This window comes from Streptomyces sp. NPDC085931 (assembly GCF_044540565.1).
Taxonomy (GTDB): Bacteria; Actinomycetota; Actinomycetes; order Streptomycetales; family Streptomycetaceae; genus Streptomyces.
Genome location: NZ_JBITSK010000014.1, coordinates 1 through 18047, shown reverse-complemented (window position 1 = coordinate 18047; position 18047 = coordinate 1). Strand labels below are relative to the sequence as shown.

14 protein-coding genes are annotated in these 18047 nt (G+C 71.2%); 9 read left to right on the top strand and 5 right to left on the bottom strand.

Going from position 1 to position 18047, the window contains the following annotated elements; translation table 11 throughout:
- The first annotated feature begins 82 nt into the window (after positions 1 to 82).
- From ACIGAN_RS26870 to ACIGAN_RS26845, 6 genes are all read left to right on the top strand, one after another.
- Positions 83 to 1000 (top strand): LysR family transcriptional regulator, encoded by a 918-nt coding sequence (locus ACIGAN_RS26870; protein ID WP_399861405.1) that lies wholly within the window; start codon positions 83 to 85, stop codon positions 998 to 1000.
- A gap of 534 nt (positions 1001 to 1534) precedes the next feature.
- Positions 1535 to 3370: a glycoside hydrolase family 3 protein gene (locus tag ACIGAN_RS26865; protein WP_399861402.1), complete on the top strand. Its 1836-nt coding sequence runs from the start codon at positions 1535 to 1537 to the stop codon at positions 3368 to 3370.
- A 114-nt stretch (positions 3371 to 3484) separates the two neighbouring features.
- Positions 3485 to 4147 carry a hypothetical protein gene (locus ACIGAN_RS26860; RefSeq protein WP_399861399.1) on the top strand — a complete coding sequence of 221 codons (663 nt, stop codon included), beginning with the start codon at positions 3485 to 3487 and terminating at the stop codon, positions 4145 to 4147.
- Positions 4148 to 4734: 587 nt separating this feature from the next.
- On the top strand, positions 4735 to 7134 hold the full coding sequence (locus tag ACIGAN_RS26855; protein ID WP_399861397.1) for a glycoside hydrolase domain-containing protein: 2400 nt from the start codon (positions 4735 to 4737) through the stop codon (positions 7132 to 7134).
- 7 nt (positions 7135 to 7141) lie between these two features.
- Positions 7142 to 7567 carry a hypothetical protein gene (locus ACIGAN_RS26850; protein WP_399861394.1) on the top strand — a complete coding sequence of 142 codons (426 nt, stop codon included), beginning with the start codon at positions 7142 to 7144 and terminating at the stop codon, positions 7565 to 7567.
- A complete protein-coding gene (locus ACIGAN_RS26845; RefSeq protein WP_399861391.1) occupies positions 7564 to 8253 on the top strand; it encodes a hypothetical protein in 690 nt (229 codons plus the stop codon). The genes ACIGAN_RS26850 and ACIGAN_RS26845 overlap by 4 nt, the downstream gene beginning before the upstream one ends.
- 128 nt (positions 8254 to 8381) lie before the next feature.
- Here ACIGAN_RS26845 and ACIGAN_RS26840 read toward each other — a convergent pair whose 3' ends face one another.
- The 3 genes from ACIGAN_RS26840 to ACIGAN_RS26830 form a co-directional block, all read right to left on the bottom strand.
- Positions 8382 to 9812, bottom strand: coding sequence for a S28 family serine protease (locus ACIGAN_RS26840; RefSeq protein WP_399861389.1), 1431 nt, complete (start codon positions 9810 to 9812; stop codon positions 8382 to 8384).
- Positions 9813 to 9897: 85 nt separating this feature from the next.
- Positions 9898 to 10290 (bottom strand): hypothetical protein, encoded by a 393-nt coding sequence (locus tag ACIGAN_RS26835; RefSeq protein ID WP_365086010.1) that lies wholly within the window; start codon positions 10288 to 10290, stop codon positions 9898 to 9900.
- 109 nt (positions 10291 to 10399) lie between these two features.
- Entirely contained in the window at positions 10400 to 14119 is a 3720-nt protein-coding gene (locus ACIGAN_RS26830) for an ABC transporter ATP-binding protein (protein WP_399861387.1), read from the bottom strand.
- Positions 14120 to 14261: 142 nt separating this feature from the next.
- On the opposite strand from ACIGAN_RS26830, the gene ACIGAN_RS26825 reads away from it, so the two are divergent.
- A complete protein-coding gene (locus tag ACIGAN_RS26825) occupies positions 14262 to 14627 on the top strand; it encodes a hypothetical protein (RefSeq protein ID WP_399861385.1) in 366 nt (121 codons plus the stop codon).
- Here the strand turns inward: ACIGAN_RS26825 and ACIGAN_RS26820 are convergent, their stop codons facing one another.
- Positions 14628 to 15593, bottom strand: a complete 966-nt coding sequence (locus ACIGAN_RS26820) for an esterase-like activity of phytase family protein (RefSeq protein ID WP_399861382.1) — start codon at positions 15591 to 15593, stop codon at positions 14628 to 14630.
- Between the two features lie 58 nt (positions 15594 to 15651).
- Positions 15652 to 16503, bottom strand: a complete 852-nt coding sequence (locus ACIGAN_RS26815) for a serine hydrolase (RefSeq protein ID WP_399861380.1) — start codon at positions 16501 to 16503, stop codon at positions 15652 to 15654.
- Between the two features lie 186 nt (positions 16504 to 16689).
- Here ACIGAN_RS26815 and ACIGAN_RS26810 point away from each other — a divergent pair, with 186 nt between their 5' ends.
- A complete protein-coding gene (locus ACIGAN_RS26810) occupies positions 16690 to 17277 on the top strand; it encodes a DUF7691 family protein (RefSeq protein WP_399861377.1) in 588 nt (195 codons plus the stop codon).
- Positions 17278 to 17357: 80 nt separating this feature from the next.
- Positions 17358 to 17771: an ATP-binding protein gene (locus ACIGAN_RS26805; RefSeq protein ID WP_365086028.1), complete on the top strand. Its 414-nt coding sequence runs from the start codon at positions 17358 to 17360 to the stop codon at positions 17769 to 17771.
- Positions 17772 to 18047 lie beyond the last annotated feature (276 nt).

The following is an 18047-nucleotide window of genomic DNA, read 5'->3' as shown; positions in this document are numbered from 1 at the left end:
GAGCATCGCGCCCCTGGACCGTGAAGCACCAGCGATGATTGCTGCATGGTTGGATGAAGCATCGCTGATGAAAGGAGGGCCCGTGCTCGATCTCCAGCGGCTGCGCGCCCTGCACGCCGTCTCCGTGCACGGCACCGTCGGCGCGGCCGCCGTCGCGCTCGGGTACACGCCCTCCGCCGTGTCCCAGCAGATCGCCAAGCTGGAGCGGGAGACCCGGACCGTGCTGCTGGAGCGCGCGGGCCGCGGGGTCCGGCTCACCGACGAGGCCCATCAACTCGTCGCCACGGCGCAGGAGTTGATGACCATCGTGGAGCGGGCGGAGACCGCGCTGGAGGAGCGGCGGGGACGGCCGGCCGGGCGGCTGACCGTCGCCGCGTTCGCGTCGGCGGCGCGCGGGCTGATGCCGGGCGTCCTCGCCGAGCTGGGCCGCAAACACCCCGCCCTGGACGCACGGCTCACCGAACTCGACCCGCATCTGTCCGTCGACCTGGTGGCCAAGGGTGCCGTCGACCTCGCCGTCGCGCACGACTGGGACATCGCGCCGCTGCCCGCGCCGCCCGGCGTGGAGCAGGCGCTCATCGGCGACGACCTGTGCGATCTGCTGGTGCCCGAGGGGCACCCCTTCGCGGGGCGGGACGCCGTACGGCGGGAGGAGCTGGGCGGCGAGCGGTGGATCTGCCAGCCGCCGGGCCGGGTCTGCCACGACTGGCTGATGCGGACGCTGCGCGCGGCCGGGCACGAGCCGGACCTCGTCCACCAGGCCGACGAGAACCCCACCCTGGTCGCCCTCGTCGCGGCCGGACTCGGTGTCGCCCTCATCCCACGGCTGGGGCGCGGGCCGCTGCCCGCGGGCGTGGTCGAGGTCCCCCTCGACCCGCTGCCGGTGCGGCGCCTGTACGCCCTGTGGCGGACGGGGGCGGCCCGGCGGCCGGCCATCGCGGAGACGGTACGGGTCATCACCGAGCACTGGCCGAACGCGTCGGCCCGCACCGGCCGCTGACGTTGCGTCCGGGCGGGCGGCGGGCCCGGCAGCCTCCCCGGGCCGGCCCGCCACGGCCAGGGCGCCGGGGTCCCGGACCGTGGCGGGCCGGCCCGGCTGCGCGGGACCACGTGGTGGGGTCCCGCCCCCGGGCGGCGTTCAGGTCGCCGGAGGGCTTCGGCCTTCGGGGCACGATCCGCCCGGGGGCGGCCCGTCCACCCCGTCCGCCCCCCGTTCCTCTCCCGTCCCGACTTGCGGAAATCCGGGGCCGGCCGGGAACCCGGAGCTGATGCCGGGCGTCCCATCGCAGCCGCCGGAGAGTCACCACGGTGCGGTGTCGGCCCTCGCTGCTGGCTGCGATCGCTGACCACCCTCTCCGCCGCACCGGGGCCGGCGGCACCGCCGCCATCGGCGCGCCCCCTCCCACAGCGCCGATGGCGGCCCCCTCGGTGGTTACTGTGCTTTCCCTTGACTGGCAGAAACTTCCCGGTTATTGGTGATCTCCTGGAAGTTTCCTTCAGCGGATCCCAGCGATCACCTCCGGAAGGAGCGCACGTGCACGACACCGGCACGGCAAGCACGGGAAGCACCGCACAACCCTCCAGACGCACCCTCCTCGCCGCCGGCGCCGGTCTCACCGCCGCCCTCGCGGCCGCCGCGCCCGCCACCGCGGCCGGCGCCCCGGACGACAGCGCGCTGCGCGCCCTCGTCTCCCGCATGACGCCGGAGGAGAAGGTCGGACAGCTCTTCGTGACGCGGGTCTACGGCCATTCCGCCACCGACCCCGACCAGGCCGACATCGACGCCAACCTCAAGGAGATCGGCGTCCGCACGGCCGCCGAGCTGGTCGAGAGGTACCGGGTCGGCGGCATCATCTACTTCGCCTGGGCGCACAACACCCGCGATCCGCACCAGATCGCCGACCTGTCCGACGGCATCCAGCGGGCCTCCCTCGGCCTGCCGCGCGGCGTGCCCGTGCTCATCTCGACCGACCAGGAGCACGGCATCGTGGCCCGGGTGGGCAAGCCCGCCACGCTGTTCCCGGGCGCCATGGCCCTGGGCGCGGGCGGCTCCCGCCCGGACGCCCGGACGGTGGGCCGGCTCGCCGGAGCCGAGCTGCGCGCGATGGGCATCCGGCAGAACTACTCCCCCGTCGCCGACGTGAACGTCAACCCGGCCAACCCGGTCATCGGCGTACGGTCCTTCGGCGCGGACCAGCGGGCCGTCTCGGCGCTGGTGGCCGCCGAGGTCGCCGGCTACCAGGGCTCGGGGGTCGCCGCCACGGCCAAGCACTTCCCCGGGCACGGGGACACCAACGTCGACAGCCACACCGGTTTCCCCACCATCACGCACAGCCGTGAGCTGTGGGAGGAGCTGGATGCCCCGCCGTTCCGGGCCGCCATCGCCGCCGGCATCGACTCGATCATGACCGCGCACCTGATGGTGCCGGCCCTGGACGACTCCGGCGACCCGGCCACCCTCTCCCACCCGATCCTCACCGGCATCCTGCGCGAACGCCTCGGCTACGACGGGGTGGTGGTCACCGACTCCCTCGGCATGGAGGGCGTCCGCTCCAAGTACGGCGACGACCGCGTGCCGGTGCTCGCGCTCAAGGCGGGCGTGGACCAGCTGCTCAACCCGCCCGACCTGGACCTCGCCTGGAACGCCGTGCTGACCGCCGTACGGGAGGGCGAGCTGACCGAGGCGCGGCTCGATGAATCGGTGCTGCGGATCCTGCGGCTGAAGGCGAAGCTGGGGCTGTTCCGCGCGCCCTACGTCGGCCACGCCGGTGTGGAGCGGACCGTGGGGACCCGGGGGCACCTGGCGGCGGCCGACCGGATCGCCGAGCGGACCACCACGCTGCTCGTCAACGAGGGACGGCTGCTGCCGCTGTCCCGGCGCCGGCACCCCAGGGTGCTGGTGGTGGGCGCCGATCCGGCGTCGCCGTCGGGGACGACCGGTCCGCCCACGGGCGTGCTCGCGGGCGCGCTGACGAAGCTGGGCTTCTCCGCCACCGCCCTGCCGACCGGCACCGCCCCCTCCGCGGCGACGATCGCGAAGGCCGTCGCGTCCGCCCGGGACGTGGACGCGGTGGTGGCCGCCACGTACAACGTCACCGCGGGCAGCGGCCAGCAGGCGCTGGTGGAGCAGCTCGTGGCGACCGGCAGACCGGTCGTGGCGGTCGCGATCCGCAACCCCTACGACGTGGCCCGGCTGCCGTCCGTACCGGCCTTCCTGGCCGCCTACTCCTGGACCGACGTCGAACTGCGCGCCGCCGCCCGGGTGATCGCGGGACGGGCGAGGCCGCGCGGGCGGCTGCCGGTGCCGGTGCAGCGTGCGGATGATCCGGAGCAGGTGCTGTACCCGATCGGGTACGGGCTGACGTACTAGACGTACGTCATGGAACGGGCGCACCACCCCCAAGGTGCGCAAACCGCCCCAGGTGCCTGGCGTGCGCCCGCCCGTGCGGGTCACGCTGGGCGAGGGCACTCGGGGGGGTCGGCGATGCGCAGGAGAAGTGCGGCGGGGGTGGTGCGGGGGCTGCTGGTGCTGCTCGGGGTGCTGCTGACCGGGTGCCAGAGCCCGTCCGGGGGCGCGGCGGAGGACGGCCCGCTGGGCGGCTCGGCCTCCGGGACGGGCCGGACCTCCACGGTGTCGCCGGCCCCGGCACGGCCGTCCGGGTACGGGGCGGTGTTCCTCGCGGTCGGCGAGTGCAGCTCGTTCGGGACGACCAGCTTCTCCGAGGTGCCCTGTGCGGGGGAACGGGCGGCGGCCCGGGTGGTGACCCGGCACGACGGCACGGTCCGGGACGGGCCGCGCTGCCCGGCGACCACGGACTTCGTGCTGCACATCAGCGAGCAGCGGCCCTCCTCCGACGAGGACGGCGACGGGGCGGTGCCGCAGGGCTACGCCTGTATGCGCAACCTCCAGGCGCCGCACCCCGGCGATCCGGGCGGCGGGGGCGGGCCGCGCACCATCGTCGGCGACTGCGTCTACAGCTCCGGCGACGGCCAGGTCCGCGAGACGGCCTGCGACGGCAGGGGCGAGCGGGAACCGGAGTACAAGGTGACACGGGCGGTACCGAAGCGATCCGGCTGCCCCGACTCGACCGCCCTGTACGTCCGACTCGGCGGAGACCGGCCCGTGGGGTGCGCCCGGCCGCTGTGAACGCACAGCCGGTCGGGCAGCAGCTTCCCGACCAAGCCCGGACGCTGCACGCGAATTCCCCGATCTCCAGCCGCAAGGCCGTCCGTTCGGCCTGGCCACCACCACTCCAGCCCTGTCCATGCCCCTCGCCCTGCACTCATGCCCACGGCCTGGGCGGCCCCCTGAGCGACCGGCCACCCCTACGACATTCCGCCCTGACCAACCGCGGCCCTGGCTCAGCGAGATCAGGCCATCCCAGCCGCTCGCCGGTCAGCCGTTGCCTCATTCGGTCCCCAGTTCGAGGCCAGGTGATCCACCGCGGCGGCTCGGCTCATCGCCACAACGGCGGGCTTTCGCCTGTCTGGCGAGAATCTCCCCATCCCACAAAGGTGCGTTTCGGGCATTCTTGGCGCAGCGAAACCTCAATGCGAAACCGCTCATGTCCTATATCTGCTCACGCGGACGGCCTTTTATGAGGAAGGATTGATCAAGCCGACTCAGGTGTGCATGAAGAGCTGAATGCACAAAGCGTGGAACCGCCTGATGTGCGGCGGAGGTGAGCACTCCGCTGACAGGTTCACATCACCTTACCCAAGACTGAGCGCTTCATGAAGGAAAGGCTGTCTGCCGCAATGGCTGATGAAATGGTGCTCCAGGCCCAGAAGTGGGTCAACTCAACCTACAAGAACGTCTCCGGCTACAACCCCGTCACGGAAAACGGCAAGACCGGCTGGAACACCATGTATGCACTGACCCGTGCACTGCAGCACGAACTCGGCATCACCGCCTTGTCCAACGCCTTCGGTCCGACGACGTTATCGAGACTGCAGGCCAAAGGCGCCATCAAGGTCGGCGAGTCCAACAAGAACATCGTCAGGATCATCCAGTGCGGGATGTACTGCAAGGGCTACAGCGCAGGCGCTATCGACGGGGAGATGTCCCAGGCGACCCAGACCGGCATCAACACGATGATGCGGGACATGGGGCTTTCGGCAACCTACCTCAACGGCACAGTCCGCCCGAAGGTGTTCAAGGCTCTGCTGACCATGGACGCCTACGTATTCCTGTCCGGCGGCCTGGAGCAGATCCGCTTCATGCAGCAGTGGCTCAACGGCCGCTACTTGGAGAAGTCCACCTTCTCCATCGGACCGTGCGACGGCTTCTTCTCCCGGGACGTCCAACAAGCGCTGATGAAAGCCATTCAGTATGAATCGGGCATCCCCGAGGACCAGGCCAGCGGCGTCTTCGGCCCCGCCACCGTGGCCGGCCTGAAGGCTCACACCCTCTCGGAGGGCGACAGCGGCACATGGGTCCAGCTCTTCACCGGTGCGTGCGTGGCGAACGGCCCCTCCAACACGAGCGGTGACATAGCCACCTTCGGCAACACGTTCAACGCGGACCTCACCGACTGGGTCAGGAAGTTCCAGAGCTTTTCCGCGATCGGCGTGACCGGCAAGGCCGACTTCGACACCTGGGCCCAGTTGCTCGTCTCCTACGGAAACCCCGACCGGCGGGTCATCGCCTGCGACACCCGGTTCACCATCACTCCCCAGCGGGCGGCGGCCCTGTACAGGGAGGGATACCGTGCCGTCGGCCGCTATCTGGACGAGCCGCCGGGGAGCACGTTGAACAAGGAGATCCAGCCTGGCGAGCTGGACGCCATCTTCTCCGCCGGGCTGAACATCATCCCCATCTGGCAGTACGACGCCCGCAGTCTCGCGGACTTCAAGTACAGCAACGGGTACCTGCACGGCAGCTTGGCGCACGGCCGTGCCGCCGGGTACGGGTTCAACAGAGGCACGGTCATCTACTTCGCGGTCGACTACGACGCCACCTCGGCGGACATGGACCTGATCATCGACTACTTCTCCGGGGTGAACGACGCGCTCAAGAGCAACGGCAGCAAGTACATTGCCGGCGTCTACGGCTCACGGAACGTATGCGCCAGCGTATCCGGGGCAACTTACGTTCCTTATGCGTACGTATCCGGAATGTCCTACGGCTTCTCAGGCAATCTCGGCTTCCCCTTGCCGCAGAACTGGGCGTTCAACCAGATCAAGGAATTCGACTTCGCGAACGGATCGGACACGTTCGGCCTCGACGCGGTGGCGTCCCGCCCCGGCTCCGACTTTGGTCAGAAATCGGTCGACGATCCGGGCGGTTCGTCGGTCGATGAGTTCATCGCCTACGTGCAGAAGGTGCACGACGCCGCAGTCTCCTACGGAAAGGGTGATCCGAACGCGCTCTCGTTGCAGTTCATGCGCTGGGACAAGTACACCGACACACGGTGGAGAGCGCTGTTCGGTGAGGTCGACGACGCCTTCATCAGCTTCGTCTCCGCCCGCGGGATCAAGCGGTCGAGGGAGTACGCGTACACCGACCCTTCCATGGGTGTCCTCATCAATCCGGACCACCTCGTGGCGAGCGCCACTGGTTACTTCCTCAAGGGCAACGCCGGAGCGGGAAAGGCGAATCGAGCCGAACTGGCCAGCTGGGGCGGAGACCTGCTCACGTTCTATGGTGAATGGAGCCGCTCGGACAATGCGTCACCGCTGGACTTCTGCCGCAGAACGCTGTGCAGGCCCGATGTCGCGTCGACGTTCGCGCTGGGTGACCTCATCGAGGACATCGACGGGTTCCTGGTCGCCGAACGCTTGAAGAACGGCAACACGAACATCGTCCAGGAACTGAGGAGAATCCTGATCGGAACGGGCCACCTGACGCGTTTCAGCGACTTCAAGCTCTACCGGTTCGGCGGCACCACGAGCAACGTCAGGGCCACGGCGAAGGCGTTCCTGGAGGATCAGATAGACGACACGCTGTTGTCGTCCACCCGTGCGCTCCTCGTTCACCGGAACTGCCCGGCGGGCAAGGAACCGTGGAACGAGCCGGACTCCGTCATGAGTGAGTTCTACGCAGGATTCGCCGAGGTACTGCAAAAACTCATCGACCAGCAAGTGGCGCGTCGGGCGAAGTTCCTCGCCGCGCAGAAGGCCGAGAAGAGGTAGAGGACACATGTTCCTGATGGGCGCGTTGCTGGCTGCAAGCGTGGTCACTGCAGTGGTGGGGATCGTGGTGCTCCTCATCCTGCTGAGCCACCCACCGCTGCCCGTGCCCAAGATCTACGCGCTCGTCGCCCTGATCATGGCTTCCTCGGCGGTGGCGGTGTACTGCTACGGCTGGTTCTCCGTCACCACGGGAGGGCCTTTCCCCGAGCTGTGCACGAGCCGGAACGACGTCGGCGCCGACTTGGCGGCCATCAAACAACAGTACTGGCCTCTTCGAAACGCCTGCGTGTACTCCGACGGGTCGACCGTAGAGTACGTCTCGTCTTCGGTCACCGTGTTCGTCTGCGTGCTGGCGGGTGCCGCCCTCGTCTCGGCCGGCACCTCCGTATACCTGCGCAAGCAGGTCGGAAAAACTTCTGGAGTGATCTCATGAACACCGATTTCCCGCGCCGCGCCTTACTCAGAGGCTTCACCTGTGTCGCCGCCGGAGCCGCAGTCCTCGCCACGGGGGAAGGCCTTCTCGCTCCCCGCGCCGCCCAGGCCGCCAACGCCTCGTGGAACGAGTCCAGGTCGGCGAACGGCTGGGATGTTCTCTCCGCGAACTCGGCGGGCACCGCCACCTACGACATACCGGGGACAGACCTCCGGGTCGTCCTGAGAGAAGGAGACGTGGGAACCGTCCTGGCCTATGTGGCACAACGCTTCCACTACGACGTCACCCGGCTCGAAGCGAGGCGTGGACAGATCATCGGGTACAGCGACAACCGGCAGGTGAAGGCGGACTTCGAATCCAACCACTTGTCGGGTACCGCGCTGGCGCTGTACCCGGACCATTACCCGCTCGGGGTCAAAGGCAACTTCTTCCCCCACCAGGTCACGGCGATCCGGGACATCCTCGCCGAACTCCAGGGTGTCGTCCGGTGGGGCGGCGACACGGAGTCGCCCAAGGAGTCCGCCTTCTTCATCGACACCCCGCCAGGTTCCGCCGGACTCGCCCGAGTCGCAGAGACCCTCAGGCAATGGAGCATCACTCCTGGCAAGGGGGCAGGGACTCAGAACATCGAGGACCCCCAGCGCATCGCGGCTGCGAGGAGGCTCGCTGGCAGGCAGGCGGCCTGACAGCCCTCCCAGGGGTACCTGCACGCACCCGGCGGACGACGAGGCCGCGTGCCGGTCACCGGAGCTGCCGGCCGCCCTCCGTCCGGCAGGGCGGAGGGCGGTCGGGTGCGGCAGTGGGCGGTCACGGTCTACGGACGCAGCGTCATCTCCCGCTGCACGTCCCGCTTGTCGAGCTTGGCGTCGAACTTCGCCAGCGGCTTGGCCGCTCGCGGGTCGGCCTGCACCGCGCTCGGGGCGACATCGGCCCAGTCGAGGATGCGGGCGGTGGCGAGCGCCTTCTGCTCGGGCACGAGGGCCGCGACGTTGGCGCCGTGGTTCATGCCCGGGGCGGTGAAGACGTAGGAGTCCTTCGCGCCCTTGCCGAGGCGGAACGGTTCCGCGCTCCACGGGTCGTTCTGGCCGTTGACGAAGAGCATGTGGCGGGCGTTGTGCCGGACCCAGCTGTCGACGTCCCGCATCGCCTGCGGCTGGAACCGCATCGGGATGTCGCGCGGGACGAAGTTCCGCGGCGGCTGGTAGCCGTAGCGGATGTAGCGCTTCTCGATGTGCGGGAAGTGGATCGTCGGCGCGCCGAGCTGCGTGCCTGCCTGGTAGTAGTACGGCGTGTAGTTCGACAGGCCCTGGTCGGCGTAGGCGGAGAAGCCGGAGATGGTGTCGACGGAGGTCCAGATCTCGTCGTCGGTGGCGTTCTTCGCGTCGGCCGGGATCTGGTCGCAGTCGGACAGCAGGCTGTACTGCCAGAAGCCCCACACGTAGTCCAGGACGGTCGCCTCGTAGGCCTTGTCCAGGCTGCCGATGGTGGTGAAGGTGAGGCCGTTCTCCTCGGCGTACGCCGCGTACTTCTTCTCCAGCGGCTCGCGGCGCACCAGCGCCTCGCGCTGCACGGCGTTCAGCCGGTCGCGGCACTCCTTGGTGCCGACGGTGGCGAAGAAGCGGTCGTAGGCCGAGTCCTCCTTGTTCACGACGTCGTTGGGTGCGACGTAGGCGACGACGCCGTCCATGTCGCGCGGGTAGAAGCGCTCGTAGTAGGTGGCGGTCATGCCGCCCTTCGAGCCGCCCGTGGAGATCCACTTCTTGTCGTAGATGCCCTTGAGGGCCGTGAAGACGCGGTGCTGGTCGCTGGCGGCCTGCCAGATGTCCAGCTTGGTCCAGTCGGCCGGCTGGGGCCGGGACGGCGTGAAGTAGCGGTACTCCAGGGAGACCTGGTTGCCGTCCACGATCTGGGTGGGCTCGCTGCGGCGGGGCGTCGTGGAGACGTTGTAGCCGCTGGTGAAGAAGACCGTCGGGCGGGCGACGTCCTTGTGCAGCACGGTGATGCGCTGCTGGAACGTGCCCTTGGACGGCCTGCGGTGGTCGATCGGCTGCGTGTAGTTCAGGACGAAGAAGCGGTAACCCGCGTACGGCTTCTCCTCGACCAGGCTCAGGCCCGGTACGGAGAGCAGTCTCTCCTTGATGTCAGTGGTGCCGGCCTCCGGCTCGGCGGCGGTGGCCGCCCCGGCCGTGCTCAACGTGCCTATGAGCACCGTGAGCGCCAGCAGCCATCTGAGCGCCTTGCGCATGCGCACTCCCCTGTGAGACAGATGTGCGCCGGAAGCTAGCGGACCAACTCACCCGAGCACCAGGGGACATGGGGAAAACCCTCGGTCAGCACAGGATCCAGCCGGAGCTGTAACGCCCCGCCCCGACCCTGCCCTTGAGCCAGACGCAGCGGCGTCCGGCGTGCACGGTCACCGGCCCCGCGCGGTAGGCGTACCGGCCCTCGTCGACGACCGGGCGGTTGCCGCGCGCCTGCACGCTCACCGACATCGCGCGCTTCGTGCCGGGCCGCTTGGCGAGGGTCACGGCGCAGACGTAGCCGCCGCGCTTGTAGACGAGCACCGTGCCGGTGGAGAAGGGCAGGGTGCGGACCTTGCGGCCGGGGCACTGCGCGGAGGACGCGGCCTGCGCCTCGCCCGGGGCCACGGCCGCGAGCAGGCCGGCGGCGGTCAGCACGGCCAGGCCGAGCGCGAGCCGCCGGCGTATCGCTCCACTGTCCACTGTCGTCCTCCCGTACCGCGTCGTCCGCGACCATCGGCGTACGGCTGTACGGACGCATGACGTATGTCGGATGGTTGCACGGGCGTTACGGAAACGCTGTGCGCGGCGCTCAGCGGGACGCGCCGACCGGCTCCTCCGGCTCGGCGGCGCCGACGAAGGTCCGCCACAGCCGCGCGTACCGGCCGCCGCGCGCGAGCAGCTCCTCGTGCGTGCCGTCCTCGGCGACCCGGCCGTGGTCCATGACGACGACCCGGTCGGCGCGGGCCGCGGTGGTGAGCCGGTGGGCGACGACGAGGGTGGTGCGGCGGCCCGCGATCCGGTCGGTGGCCTGGTTGACCTGCGCCTCCGTGGCCAGGTCCAGGGCGGCCGTGGCCTCGTCGAGCAGCAGCACGTCCGGGTCGACCAGCTCGGCCCGGGCCAGGGCGATCAGCTGGCGCTGCCCGGCGGAGAGGTTGCGGCCGCGCTCGGCGACCTCGTGCAGGTAGCCGCCCTCCAGCGTGGCGATCATGTCGTGGGCGCCGACCGCGCGGGCCGCCGCCTCCACCTCGGCGTCGGTGGCGTCGGGACGGCCGTAGGCGATGGCGTCGCGGACGGTGCCCTGGAAGAGGTACGCCTCCTGCGGGACGACGCCCAGCCGGTGCCGGTACGAGGTGAGGTCCAGGGTGCGCAGGTCGGCGCCGTCGACGGTGACCCGGCCGGCGGTCGGGTCGTAGAAGCGGGCCACGAGTTTGACGAGGGTCGACTTGCCCGCGCCGGTCTCGCCGACGAACGCGACGGTCTGCCCGGCCGGGATGCGCAGGTCGACCCCGACGAGCGCCTCCTCGTCGTCCCCGTACGCGAAGTGCACGTCCTCGAAGGCGATCTCGCCCCGCAGCGACAGCACTTCGCGGGGTTCGTCGGCGGACTTCGTCGACGTCGGCTCCCGCAGCAGCTCCTGGATGCGGCCCAGCGAGACGGACGCCTGCTGGTAGCCGTCGAAGACCTGGGAGAGCTGCTGCACGGGCGCGAAGAACAGGTCGATGTAGAGCAGGTAGGCGACCAGGGAGCCGATCGCCAGCGTGCCGTCGTCGACCCGGGCCCCGCCCACGATCAGCACGGCAGCGGCCGCCACCGACGACAGGAACTGCACGAACGGGAAGTACACGGAGATCAGCCACTGGCCCCGGATACGGGCCTGCCGGTAGCTGTCGCTGTGCTCGGCGAACCGCCGCCCGCCGTCCCGCTCGCGCCGGAATGCCTGCACGATCCGCAGCCCCGACACCGACTCCTGCAGGTCGGCGTTGACCACCGACACGCGCTCGCGGGCCAGTTCGTAGGCCTTCACGCTGGCCCGGCGGAAGAAGAACGTGGCGAGGATCAGCGGCGGCAGCGTCGCGAAGACGACCAGCGCCAGCTCCAGGTCGATCACCAGCAGGGCGCCCATGATGCCGAAGAAGGTGACGACCGAGACGAAGGCGGTGACCAGGCCCGTCTGCAGGAACGTCGACAGCGCGTCGACGTCGGTCGTCATCCGGGTCATGATCCGGCCGGTCAGCTCCCGCTCGTAGTAGTCGAGCCCGAGGCGCTGGAGCTGGGCGAAGATCTTCAGGCGGAGGGCGTACAGCACCCGCTCGCCGGTGCGTCCGGTCATGCGGGTCTCGCCGACCTGGGCCGCCCACTGCACGGCCACCGTCAGCAGCGCCAGCAGGGACGCCGCCCACACGGCGCCGAGCGCGGCCTGGGTGACGCCCGCGTCGATGCCGTGCCGGATCAGCACCGGCAGCAGCAGGCCCATGCCCGCGTCGGCGGCGACCAGGGCGAGGCTGACCAGCAGCGGCAGTCCGAAGCCGCGCAGCAGCCGGCGCAGGCCGTAGGACTCCTCCGGCTGGACGGCCCGCGCCTCGTCGACGTCGGGCACGTCGGTGGCCGGGGGCAGCGCCTCGACCTGGGCGAGCAGCTCGGGGGTGGCGGGGCTGTCGGCGAGGGCCGGGTCCTTGCGCTCGCGGTCGCCGGTCCACAGCCGCGGGGTGACCCCGCGCTCGGCGTCGAACTCGGCGTCCAGCTCGTCCCGGACGGAGGTGTCCTCCTCGGGGCAGGCGGGCCGGGTGTGGCCCGGGGAGACCGCGCCCAGTTCGTCGGGGTCGGTGAGCAGGCGCCGGTAGAGCGCCGAGCGCTCCTGGAGTTCGTCGTGGGTGCCGATGTCGGCGAGCCGGCCGCCGTCCAGCACGGCGATGCGGTCGGCGAGGTTCAGCGTGGAGCGGCGGTGGGCGATCAGCAGGGTCGTCCGGCCGCGCATGACGCCCTTGAGCGCCTCGTGGATCTCGTGCTCGACCCGGGCGTCCACGGCGGAGGTGGCGTCGTCCAGGACCAGCAGGCGCGGGTCGCTGAGGATCGCGCGGGCCAGGGCGATGCGCTGGCGCTGGCCGCCGGAGAGGGTGAGGCCGTGCTCGCCGACGGTGGTGTCGTAGCCGTCGGGCAGCTCGGCGATGAACCGGTCCGCCTGGGCGGCGCGGGCGGCCTGCTCGATCTCCTCCTGGGTGGCGTCCGGACGCCCGTAGGCGATGTTGTGGCGGACGGTGTCGGAGAAGAGGAACGAGTCCTCCGGGACCAGGCCGATCGCGGACCGCAGCGACTGCAGGGACAGCTCGCGCACGTCGTGCCCGCCGACCAGGACGGCACCGCGGGTGACGTCGTAGAAGCGCGGCAGGAGCAGGGAGACGGTGGACTTGCCGGAGCCGGAGGAGCCGACGACGGCGAGGGTCTCGCCGGGGCGGATCTCGAAGGAGAGCCCGTCCAGGACGGGCCGGCCGTCCTCGTAGCCGAAGGAGACGTCGTCGAACTCGACGGTGGCGGGGGCGTCGGCGGGCAGTTCCTTGGTGCCGTCGGTCAGGGACGGCTCGGTGTCGATCAGCTCCAGGACGCGCTCGGTGCCGGCGCGGGCCTGCTGGCCGACGGTGAGCACCATGGCGAGCATGCGGACCGGGCCGACCAGCTGGGCGAGGTAGGTGGAGAAGGCGACGAACGTGCCGAGGGTGATGTGCCCGCGCACCGCCAGCCAGCCGCCGAGAGCCAGCATGGCGACCTGGCCGAGGGCGGGGACCGCCTGCAGGGCCGGGGTGTAGACGGAGTTCAGGCGGATGGTGCGCAGCCGGCCCGCGAAGAGCCTGCGGCTGACGTCGCGGAGCTTGCCGGTCTCCTGCTCCTCCTGCCCGAAGCCCTTGACCACGCGCACGCCGCTGACGGCGCCGTCGACCACGCCCGCGACGGCGGCGGCCTGGGCCTGGGCGTACCAGGTGGAGGGGTGCAGCCGGGTGCGGCTGCGCCGGGCGATCCACCACAGGGCGGGCGCCACGGCCAGGGCGACCAGGGTGAGCGGCACGGACAGCCACGCCATGATCACCAGGGAGATCAGGAAGAGCATGAAGTTCCCGATGGTCATCGGGAGCATGAAGAGCAGGCCCTGGATCAGCTGGAGGTCGCTGGTGGCGCGGCCGACGACCTGGCCGGTGGACAGCTCGTCCTGGCGGCGGCCGTCGAGCCGCGTGATCGTGCCGAACATCGCCGTGCGCAGGTCGTGCTGGACGTCGAGGGCGAGCCGGCCGCCGTAGTAGCGGCGGACGTAGGCGAGAACGTAGACGATCAGGGCGGCGCCGACGAGCAGGCCGGCCCAGGTGGTCATGTCCCTGGTGTGGTCGGTGATGACGTCGTCGATGATCACCTTGGTGATCAGCGGGACGAGGGCCATCACGGCCATGCCGGCGAGGGAGGAGCCGAGAGCGAGGACGACGTCCTTGGGGTGGCGCCACGCGTACGCCCACAGTCGTCGTGCCCATCCCCGTTTCGCTGTCACGCCGGTGCCCTCCATCCGTCCTGATCTGCCGGAAGGCACCAACGCGCCGGGCTGCGGATTTCATCCCGCGCCGGTCCTTTCCCGACCTGCGACCGAGGAACATCCGTCCGAGGACGTAGGTCCGCGCTAAGGTCGTCCGATCATGATCCTCTCCCTTGTGCAGCCGGGACGGCGGCCGCGCTTCGCCGCGGCCGAGACCGTGGTGAGCCTGTGCGCCGCCCTGTCCTGGCGCGTGCTGGCCTTCGCCATGTACGCGGAGGGCTACGACCTGGACCCGAGCGCGCCGCGCCAGGTGTCCGGCGAGGCGGAGATCGCCCGCCTGGCGCTGCTGCTCGCCGCCTCGGTCGCGGTGACGTGGTCGCTGCGGCTGCTGCCCTGGCCGCCGCTGCGCACCGCGGTGGACGCCTGCGCCGTCGTGCGGCTGGGCGCGGTGCTGCTGCTGTCGGCGGTGCTGGCCGTGGCGCTGCTCACCGGGGCCCGTGTCCCGTTGCTGGGCTGGGAGATGTGATCACAGGCGTACCCGCAGGGCGTAGAAGCGGGTCGTCTGGGCCGGGTTCTCGTTGTCGTCGCTGGCCAGCAGGACCCTCAGGGTGTTCTTGGCGCGGCCCGTGACCGTCATGGCCTCGATGTTGTCGAGCAGGGGGTTCGGCTGGGGCTGCTTGGCCGTGGCGCCCAGGTCCGGGCAGGTGACGAGGTCGGTGAGCAGGGTCTTGCGCATGCCGTGGCGGGGGTCGGCCAGGTAGAGGCGGACCGTGTTGCCGACGCCGGCCGTGAAGCCGCGCTCCAGGACCAGCAGGCGGCCGTCGGGAGTGGCGCGGATCTCGGGGACGCCGAGGCCCGGGTCCGTGCGGTAGGTGTACTGGGCGCCGAGCCGGAAGCGGGAGCCGTGGCGCTGCCAGGTCTGGAAGCGGACAGTGTCGGCCGGGTCACCGGCCAGCGGGTACTCCATGGACGCGACGAGGGTGCGGCCGCCGGGCAGCAGGGTCAGGCCCTCGAAGGTGCCGTTGGGCCGGCCGCGGCCGGCGGGGGCCACGCGCAGGTCGTCCGGGACGGGGAGCCGGTCGAGGATCGCGCCGGTGCGGGAGTGGCGGCGCACCGCCGGCTCGGTCTCGGAGGAGACCAGGTAGCTGCCGTCCCGGTCCACGACCAGCCCCTCGGAGTCGAGCGCGGCCCCCTGCTCGTCGGAGAGGGCGAGCACGGACCGGGGCCGCAGCGTCCCCGGGTCCAGGCGGAACAGGGCGGAACGGTCCGACAGGGCGGCCAGGGAGCCGTCCCGGTCCACGGCGAGCGCCGAGAAGTTGCCGACGACGGTGTTCTCGTACGTCGTCTTGTCGAGGGCGTCCGAGAAGCGGTCCAGGGACACGGACGGCGAGCAGGCGTGGGGCGCGGACGCCCGGGCGGGGCCGGCGGCGGTCAGGCACGTGGCCGCCGCCAGGCCCGCCGTGAGGAGGGCGAGGTGGGTTCGCAAGGGCATGGGCGTCACCGTAGGGCCGGTCGGTGACGCCCGGTGGGCGGCGCGGTGAAGCGTCGGCTCAGCTCGCGGCCAGGTCGCGGTGGATGACCTTGGCGACCGCCTGGATGGTGGCGATGCCGTAGTTCATCGTGCTGTTGCCGTGGGTGAGGACGGTCATCGTGTAGTCGTGGCCGCCGCCCTTGAACGCGCCGATGCTGTGCACCCGCCAGCCGTTCGTGGAGCGCTGCAGCCAGCCGTTCTTGACGGCCACGGTCACGCCCGCGGGCACGCCGTACGGGGTGCCCCAGCGCTGGGACGAGACGACCTGGCTCATCAGTTTGAGGATGTAGGCGCGGGAGTTGTCGCTCAGGACCGCGTTCTTGCCGGTGATGAGCTTGAGCAGCTTCTGCTCGTCGGTGACGGTGATCTGCGTCAGGCCCCAGTAGCCGTCGGCGCCCGGCTTGGTCTGGGTCATGCCGGCCGCGGCGAGGAAGCCCTTGATCTTCGTCATGCCGAGCTGCTTCCACAGGGTGGAGGTCGCGGCGTTGTCCGACTTGGTGATCATGGCTTTGGCGAGGGTGTTCTCGCGGTCGGTGAGGTACCGGCCGGTCTTCTTCGCGTCCCACAGCAGCGTGGCGAGCACGGTGACCTTGACGACGCTCGCGGAGTCGTAGGCCGTGCCCGCGCGCAGGGTGCAGGTGGTGTCGGTGCTGCGGTCGTGGAAGCCGAGCGCGACCGTGCCCTTGCGGGTGGCGAGCGCGGCGGTGATGTCCTTCTTCAGCTTGGTGGCCAGAGCGGCCTTGGCCGAGGTGCAGGTCACGGCCGGCGTGGCGGCGGCCGCGGGCGTGGCGGCGGCGACGAGCGGCACGAGGACGCCCGTGCCCACGGCCACCGCCAGCACTCTCGCGCAGCGGGATATCCCAGATGTCATGCACGCTTTGACTCACGGGCCCGGGACGATGGTTGTAGGCGTTGCCCAACGCTTGTGCGATTCGTTACCGGCCGCGGGAAACGGCCCCGGCGCCCGGCCGGTGTCCCCGATCATGGGCACGGTGTCCGGCGGCCGGCTGAAGGGAAGCACAGAGTGGGCTACTGCCTCGAGATGAGCACCGGCGACATGAGAACGGTGGTGCGGCTGCTCACCGCGGTGGAGCGGACCGGGGAGCAGGAGCGCACGCTCGCCCGGATCCGCGCGGAGTGCGAGCGCACCGACGCCCGGTTCGAGGAGCGGGGCATCGCCCTCGAGGTGTCCATCGGCCGGGCCCTGGACGAGCTGGTCGAGGGCGCTGTGAGCACCGACCGCTGCCCCGCCTACAGTTACGCCTTCTACCAGGTCGTCGCGGCGCACTTCTCGGACCCCACCGACCTCGGTGCCTGGCGGCGTCCGTCCTGGTTCCACACCCTGGACGACGAACTGGCCCGGTACGGCGTGCCGCGGGAACTGCTCCCCGGCACCTTCCTGTTCAGCGGCCCGCCGCTGCGCCTGCCCCACCCGGGCGACACGGTGCCCGCGATCGGCGTCCTGCCGGCCCGGCGGGCCGCCGCGCTGGCCGACGCCTACGCGTCCGTACTGGCCCGGCTCGACCCGCAGTTCCGGGACGCGGCCCGCCGGTTCACCGACGTCATGCGGTGGGAGGCCGAGGAGTGGCGGAAGGCGCGAGCGCTCGGGACGGCCCCGGACACGCTGCTGTTCTGGTTCCACTGACCCCGATGTCTGGGGGTGCCGGTGCCGGGTACCTGTGTCGGGCACGCACGTGAGGGACCGAGGGAGATGAGGTCGAGGCGGTGGCGGTGAAGGCGATGGGATGGGCTCATTCGTTCCCGATGTCCGAGGGCGTGCGCGCCGGGCGGGAGTGGACGCGCGAGCGTCTCGCGTCCCTGCCGTGGGCCGCCGCGGAGCCGGACACGGTGGACGCCGTCGTGCTGGCCGTCTCCGAGCTGATCACCAACGCGCACGTCCACGCGCACAGCGACGCCCACCTGGTCCTCACCTGGGACGGCGACTGCCTCCATGTGAGCGTCCACGACGAGGACCCGACGCTGCCCCGCCCGCGCCGGTCCGAGCCGGGTGACATCGGCGGCCGGGGCGTGGCGATCGTGCGGGAGCTCGCCGACGAGTGGGAGATGCGCTGCCAGCGCCACGGCAAGGCGGTGACGGCGTGCTTCCGCCCCACCGATCCCGATCCCGCCACCGAGTGAGACTGGGCAGCCCGCGCACGTGCCGGGGGGGGGGGGCGGGGCGCCCCGGGCCCCCCCCCCCCCCCCGCGGGGGGGGGGGGGGCGGGCCCGGGGGGGGGGGGGGGCGGCGCGGGGGGGGGGCCCCGGGGGGGGGGGGGCGGGGGGGGGGGCCGGGGCGGGGGGGGGCGGCCCCGGGGGGGGGGGGGGGGGGGGGCCCCCGGCGCGGCGCCTGGTGACCCGGGAGGGTCAGCCCGGGGGCCGCGCGGCGCGGGGCGGGCGGGCCCGGGGGCGGTGAGC